The sequence below is a fragment of the Pedobacter sp. 01N416 genome (genome assembly GCF_056399685.1).
This window is the reverse complement of sequence record NZ_JBFTRT010000002.1, coordinates 22,053-28,052: the sequence shown is the minus strand read 5'-3', so window position 1 is coordinate 28,052 and position 6,000 is coordinate 22,053. Positions and strand designations below refer to the sequence as shown.

Sequence of the window (6,000 nt, the reverse complement as noted above, 5' to 3'; positions counted from 1 at the left end):
ATCAATATGCCAGCCTTTAGTAATTTAATGAGGGGCGCTTTCTTAGGCACGGCTGTGAGCATTAGCCTACTGGCACACCTGATTATTATGTTACACCTAATTGGGGGCTTAGCCATCACCCTGGGCACACATACCCGTGTATTCTGCCTGGTTAATTTACCAATATTGATCGGGGCAGTATTCTTTGTAAATATTTCTGGTGGAATTTTTAAACCCTATTCAGAATTTTGGTTTTCGGTCTCCGTATTAATCGGACTCGTTTGTTTTGCAATTGAGGGAAATGGTGTTTTATCGGTAGACCGGGAAAAAATTTATCCTAAAGAGGCGCTTTAGTTTAAACCTAAAGCCTGAAATTGTAGCTAAAATGGCCATTATTGGCCCTTTATTTGTTTTTTTGAAAGTTTTTATGCGAGCTAACTAAATGATTAGCAACGCTTAAAATATTTATGCAAATATTTGATTCGAAATCATTTGCAGATTTGCTTCAAKTTCGTACTTTTGCAGCGGAGAGTTGGCAGAGTGGTCGATTGCGGCAGTCTTGAAAACTGTTGACTTGTTAAAGGGTCCGCGGGTTCGAATCCCCCACTCTCCGCTGAAATGGTTTCAAAAACCAAGAAAAGCCTGCAAATCGTATGATAGCAGGCTTTTTTCATTTCCGGGACCCCACAAAACATGCATAAATTCGCATAGTTCTGGTGAGTGATTCGGTGAGTAAAATGAAAAATTGAAATGACTCACCGAATTTGATATAAGACACTGAACATCAACATGTTCAGAGAGTATACATCTTGACTTTTGGACACTTCAAAGCTAAATTTGTTAACCATTAATGTGAGACATTATGAAAACCAATTTCAGCTTGCTCTTCTATTTGAAGAAGTCAAAAAATTATCAGAATGGCCCTGTAGCCATTTACATGAGGATTACCGTTGATGGTAAAAGATCCGAAATCACGACAGGACGGTCCTGTGAACCAGAGAAATGGATCGTTGCCTCCGGTCGGGCCAATGGAAAAAAAGAGGATTCAAAGTCCTTGAACGCCTACTTAGCAGACCTACAAATGAAGGTTTATGAGGCGCACCGCCAGCTTACCCAACGAGACGAAATGATTACGGCGGACGCCATCCGCGACAGATTCCAGGGAAAAGAAGAGAAACAGACTACACTGATCGGGGTATTCCAGGAGCATAACCGTAAAGTGGAGATTCTGGTGGGAACCGAATATACCAAGGGAACGGCTCAAAGATACCGCACTTCCCTGAAACACACTGAAGATTTTTTACAGTGGAAATATTCTGTAAATGATATAGATCTTAAAAGGGTAAACCATGAGTTTATAACCGAGTATGATTTTTATTTGCGTTCCGTCCGAAAATGCAACAACAACTCCGCGGTAAAATACATGAAGAATTTCGGCAAGATCATCAGGATATGCCTTGCCAATGAATGGATGTCACTTAATCCTTTTTTGAATTATAAGAACAAAGTTAAGCCAGTGGAGAGGATATGCCTGAATGAGGAGGAAATGGCCCGGATTGCCCGTAAGCCCATGCTAAGTGAGCGGTTGGAACAGGTCAGGGATATATTTCTTTTCTGCTGTTTTACCGGACTGTCTTACATCGACGTAAAGCAATTGAGAGAAACAGACATTGTACCAGGCATAGACGGTGAAAAATGGATTTCGATCAAAAGACAGAAAACCAATGTGCCCTCGCGCATACCATTACTGCCAATGGCCACATCATTGATTGAGCGTTACAAGGACCACATGACCCGCAATATTACAGGCATGATATTCCCGGTCTGCAGTAACCAAAAGATGAACAGTTACCTCAAGGAGATTTCAGATGTTTGCGGAATCAAGAAACAGATCACTTTCCATATTGCCAGACATACTTTCGCAACAACCGTTACGATGTTAAAGGGAGTGCCGATAGAGAGCGTATCCAAGATGCTCGGACATACCAATATCCGAACTACTCAGCATTATGCCAAGATCCTAGACATCAAAGTGGGGGCAGATATGGCCAAATTAAAAGCGGAGAGCAATTATGAGCCTATCAACTTCAACCATAAGATTGCACGAACCAAATCGCTTGGCCATGAAAGATAAGGGTAATGTGATCAATATAGCTGATGATCTAATTCTCAACAGGATCTACATTATCAGGGGGCAGAAGGTTATGCTGGATGAAGACCTGGCAGAACTCTATATGGTAACAACAGGAAACTTGAATAAGGCAGTAGCCAGGAACATAAATAGGTTTCCGGAGGATTTTATGTTCAGGCTGAATGATGATGAATTCAAGAACTTGCTCTTCCAAAATGGAAGAGCAAGCTGGGGAGGAAGGCGCCAGGCACCAAATGTTTTTACGGAGGCAGGTGTGGCAATGCTTTCAGGTATCCTTTCCAGTAACCAGGCCATTAATGTAAACATCCAGATCATGCGAATTTTCACCAAAATGCGACTATTGCTTTCTGACAATATGGAGTTCCGCATAGAGCTTGAAAAAATCAAGAAAAAGCTAACCAATCAGGATAAAAACATGGAAATTGTATTTCGCTACCTTGATGAATTGCTTGAGAATAAAGGAAATCCCAATCCCCCAAGAAAGCGAATTGGGTTTAAACCAGATGATCTTTAAGTCATTTCTTCCAAGGATTCAAGGTGCTATAGCGGCACCTTGAATTTTTAAGTAAAAATAAAATGTTCAATTTTGGCAAAAAAACCTAAAGTTATTAAACGTTACGCTTGGGGGCAATGACAATACGATACCCAGGAAATTATTGCGTATATGCGAGAAGCGGGAACAGCTAGGGTTTTGAGCATTGGGGTTCCGCAGGCCGCAATGCGTGGTGGGGATCTTTAACTACAACAAAATGGTGCCGGGTTTTTATATTCAACTAAAACACAGAAAGATCTAATCTGAAATTACTTTATAATTTCCATGGTATGCCTCTTTATCTGCCCAGTCCCTTATTTCTTTCATTCCCTAAATCGCGGTTTCTATCCTGCTCTTTCTGAATCTGGTTCTGAAGGTCAATCTGATGTTTTCGCTCTATAGCTTCAGGGATCTTCAATACCCACTCAGGCAGTTTTTCAATGGCAGCAGAAATAATCCCTTTTTTTATGGTCATCAGCGAGTTCATCTTAAAAGGCTCATTATGGCCAATTGTACTTTCAAGTATGTCAACGGAATCAAACTGGTCGTAAAACTTCGTTAAATTTTTAAGTCCACCGATAAAATTTTTATTTACATTGTCAACATCCACAAAGTGTCCCCCGGCCCTGACCCTCATATCTACCCTGTTGATTGAAGCCTCCACAGATGGCAGCCCAATAAAGATCATCCTTACCTCATACCCAGCATCCTTAAACTGTCTAACACTATCCATTACCCCCTCTGTCCTAAAATTGGTTTCAAAAGCAAAGTCCTTTCTCCCCGCAATCGCATTATCCTTTCTTTTTTGGAAAACAATCCCATTTGCAGCCTCGTACAGTGTACCATTATCTGTCGTCGGGTATTGGTGTTTTAGGATAGCCATTTCTTTATCCCCATCAAATATATCTGTTCCAGGTGAAACAAATGTACCAGATAGGGTCGATTTGCCGGCTCCATTGGGGCCGCTCAAAACATAAAGCTGTAAAGGCTTCATTTAACTTAATGTTTTTATAAGGCTAATTTTTCCAGACCGGGCATCGACACTTACCAGTTCCGTTCTATCGGCATACTCATTTATGAAGAGATTAGGGGCTGTGCAAAGCTCATTCTGATAAGTCCTAAACGATCCCCTTACAAGGTTCTCCTTTTCTACCTCACGCAATTTACTCTCCAGAAATTCTGATTTTTCCGTTAAGGACCGCTCATGAAATGGGATAAACGTTAGTTTGTCCATAAGTTTATAAAAAGGACTTTTAGGGTCTACTGCAGATTTCAGCTTTGGCCAGTCGCTCAGAAGAACAACGACACCTTGTGGTATTTCTACCGCATCTACATAGATGCTGAGTGCCAGGGGCTGATAATCATGTTCTCTCAAATTTACTGATTTTTTCATTTGCTATCAAGTTTAAGTTACACGTTTGAATGTTTATAGAAATAGTATGCGAGCCAGGCGGTAAATACTAAGCAGATCACCAGAACCGTGAACGCAATAATGACACGCCTGGTCAGTTTCGCAAAGTGGTGATGGTTCTGCACATGGATCGTGTAAGGTATCCTTGAAACGAGATCTTTGATCATACGGAAAGTTTCGTCCATGTTCTTTTGATGACTGCTGTTAAGAAACCTATCTACACTTTTCTTCACTTCACGCAGATCAGATGTATAGTCTGGTACCTTTAACATGGGATACTCCAGGCCCTTGGTTTCAAGTATCTTCAGTTTCTCCTCTAATGTTCGCTGCCTTTGGTAAAGGCTAGCGATCTGTTCTTTTTCTGATAACATATTTTAAGGTTTTAATATCGAAAATCTTATCTGATGGACTGCCCTTGGCTGTGTCCTCTTTTTTTCTTCTTGCGCTTGGGCTCCTGGGTATTAGCAGGGACTATAGGCCCATAATTAGGTTCGAGCATGATGTCAAGAAAACTGCCAACTGTCGAGCCTATTTTTTCAAGCATTTCTGAACTTGTCTGGAACAGCCCCTTTGAGACATCAACTGCGAGTTCTAAAATGATCCCTTTTTGTGACTGATCAAGTTTAACTCCCTGATCTAAAGTATCCAGCTGTTTTCTTTGCTCAATTGTACCGTTACTCTTGATGTTCGAATAGGCCAAGGCATCCCTTAGTTCACGATTGAAGTTAAATTGCCGGTCGAAAAGAGTTTCTCCGCACTGCTTGAAAGCCAGGCGGTCAAACTGTCCCATTTTTTTTGAATGCTCGATATTCTTACCCCGAGAGGTATTCATCGGACTTAATTTGATTTTATTGGTAAGATCCTTTCTGCTTACGATCACCTGTATATGCTGCTGGTCTCCCTGCTTCAATTCTCCACGTTTTTTCAGTCCCTGCTTCACCTCTCTGTCATTATGGGTGTAATATCTATGGTTTTCCACCTTCGCGAACCAGACCAGATCCCTGCTGCTGTTAACTCCCGCCCTGTTGAAGTTTCTTGCATATTCATCCATAACCTTAACAGTAAATTCTTTCAGTCTCAAGGGCATTTGTTGCTCCCCATAGCTTTCCTTCAGGTGCCTGAGTTCTTTTTGGCTGGGACTGATATTGATCAGGAAAAATTTAGCATCATCTTTTCCGAGTTTCCCAATATTGCCATCAATGGCGGTACGAACCTCATACGGCTCATATACCTGATCTTGATGATTGAACCATCTTTCTGGTTCTTGCATAGGATTTAACCTATTTTCCTTTTCGAGATAGTTCACCAATTGTCCACTACTGCCCTTATTGTCCGCAGTTTTGCTGTCAGTTATATTGATATACATATTACAATAACATTATCTGGTTCCTTGTAGCAGCCAGCAACTGCAACTTATCTTTCTTTGATCCAATGGCAGGAAGATTGTCCCTGGCAATAGCGTATCCATCAAGGATATTCAGAAAGAGCTGCTTGAAGCTTTGCTTATCCTGTAGCTTTGCAAAAATCAATTTATAGTCTTTTTCAAGCTGATATAAAAACTGGGTCTGTTTTTCCATCAACACGGGCACCATTTCGTTTTGTTTTAAGAGTCCGTTAAAGCCTATGATCAACCTTTTTTGTGCTTCAGACAACTGCGCAACCTCTCGCCTGGTCGGAATAAGCAGATCATTTTCCTGGGTCTTGATAAATCCGATATAGTCTTTGTGGTTACGGACCATGGTAGTTTTTAGCAGATCATCATTGATGTCCAGCGGGTCTTTTTTCGTCCTGTAGAAATACTCCGTCATCTGAAGGAAAACCAGTCGCTTTGATCTCCCCAGTTTTAGGGCTATCTTATCTAACTTAATACCTTCCGCCTCTGAATATTTAATCGATCTTAATACTTCATTCTTCATCCATTTTTTG

At 41.1% G+C, this 6,000-nt stretch carries 8 protein-coding genes and 1 tRNA gene; 4 read left to right on the top strand and 5 right to left on the bottom strand.

Annotation, left to right across the window (positions count from 1 at the left end; translation table 11 throughout):
• The 4 genes from AC1DND_RS00295 to AC1DND_RS00280 all read left to right on the top strand — a co-directional run.
• Positions 1-333 (top strand): DoxX family protein (locus AC1DND_RS00295; RefSeq protein WP_477578145.1); only part of this gene is annotated, 333 nt, incomplete at its 5' end.
• 172 nt (positions 334-505) lie between these two features.
• A tRNA-Ser gene (locus AC1DND_RS00290) sits at positions 506-592 on the top strand.
• Positions 593-841: 249 nt separating this feature from the next.
• Complete coding sequence (locus AC1DND_RS00285; protein WP_477578143.1) at positions 842-2,113, top strand: site-specific integrase; 1,272 nt, start codon at positions 842-844, stop codon at positions 2,111-2,113.
• Entirely contained in the window at positions 2,103-2,645 is a 543-nt protein-coding gene (locus AC1DND_RS00280) for an ORF6N domain-containing protein (RefSeq protein ID WP_477578141.1), read from the top strand. Before AC1DND_RS00285 ends, AC1DND_RS00280 begins: the two co-directional genes overlap by 11 nt.
• Before the next feature lie 316 nt (positions 2,646-2,961).
• Here AC1DND_RS00280 and AC1DND_RS00275 read toward each other — a convergent pair whose 3' ends face one another.
• Genes AC1DND_RS00275 through AC1DND_RS00255 form a run of 5 tightly spaced genes read right to left on the bottom strand, consistent with a single transcriptional unit; the run spans position 2,962 to position 5,990 of the window.
• Entirely contained in the window at positions 2,962-3,657 is a 696-nt protein-coding gene (locus AC1DND_RS00275; RefSeq protein WP_476767464.1) for an ATPase, read from the bottom strand.
• Positions 3,658-4,056 (bottom strand): hypothetical protein, encoded by a 399-nt coding sequence (locus AC1DND_RS00270; RefSeq protein WP_477578139.1) that lies wholly within the window; start codon positions 4,054-4,056, stop codon positions 3,658-3,660.
• A gap of 17 nt (positions 4,057-4,073) precedes the next feature.
• Positions 4,074-4,445 carry a hypothetical protein gene (locus tag AC1DND_RS00265; RefSeq protein ID WP_477578138.1) on the bottom strand — a complete coding sequence of 124 codons (372 nt, stop codon included), beginning with the start codon at positions 4,443-4,445 and terminating at the stop codon, positions 4,074-4,076.
• Between the two features lie 26 nt (positions 4,446-4,471).
• Positions 4,472-5,440, bottom strand: a complete 969-nt coding sequence (locus AC1DND_RS00260; RefSeq protein ID WP_477578136.1) for a DUF5712 family protein — start codon at positions 5,438-5,440, stop codon at positions 4,472-4,474.
• A gap of 1 nt (position 5,441) precedes the next feature.
• Positions 5,442-5,990 (bottom strand): BfmA/BtgA family mobilization protein, encoded by a 549-nt coding sequence (locus AC1DND_RS00255; RefSeq protein WP_477578134.1) that lies wholly within the window; start codon positions 5,988-5,990, stop codon positions 5,442-5,444.
• Positions 5,991-6,000 lie beyond the last annotated feature (10 nt).

Coding starts and splice junctions, on each gene's coding strand:
- AC1DND_RS00285 (WP_477578143.1), top strand. CDS start 842: ATGAAAACCAATTTCAGCTTGCTCTTCTATTTGAAGAAGTCAAAAAAT.
- AC1DND_RS00280 (WP_477578141.1), top strand. CDS start 2,103: ATGAAAGATAAGGGTAATGTGATCAATATAGCTGATGATCTAATTCTC.
- AC1DND_RS00275 (WP_476767464.1), bottom strand. CDS start 3,657: ATGAAGCCTTTACAGCTTTATGTTTTGAGCGGCCCCAATGGAGCCGGC.
- AC1DND_RS00260 (WP_477578136.1), bottom strand. CDS start 5,440: ATGTATATCAATATAACTGACAGCAAAACTGCGGACAATAAGGGCAGT.
- AC1DND_RS00270 (WP_477578139.1), bottom strand. CDS start 4,056: ATGAAAAAATCAGTAAATTTGAGAGAACATGATTATCAGCCCCTGGCA.
- AC1DND_RS00255 (WP_477578134.1), bottom strand. CDS start 5,990: ATGAAGAATGAAGTATTAAGATCGATTAAATATTCAGAGGCGGAAGGT.
- AC1DND_RS00265 (WP_477578138.1), bottom strand. CDS start 4,445: ATGTTATCAGAAAAAGAACAGATCGCTAGCCTTTACCAAAGGCAGCGA.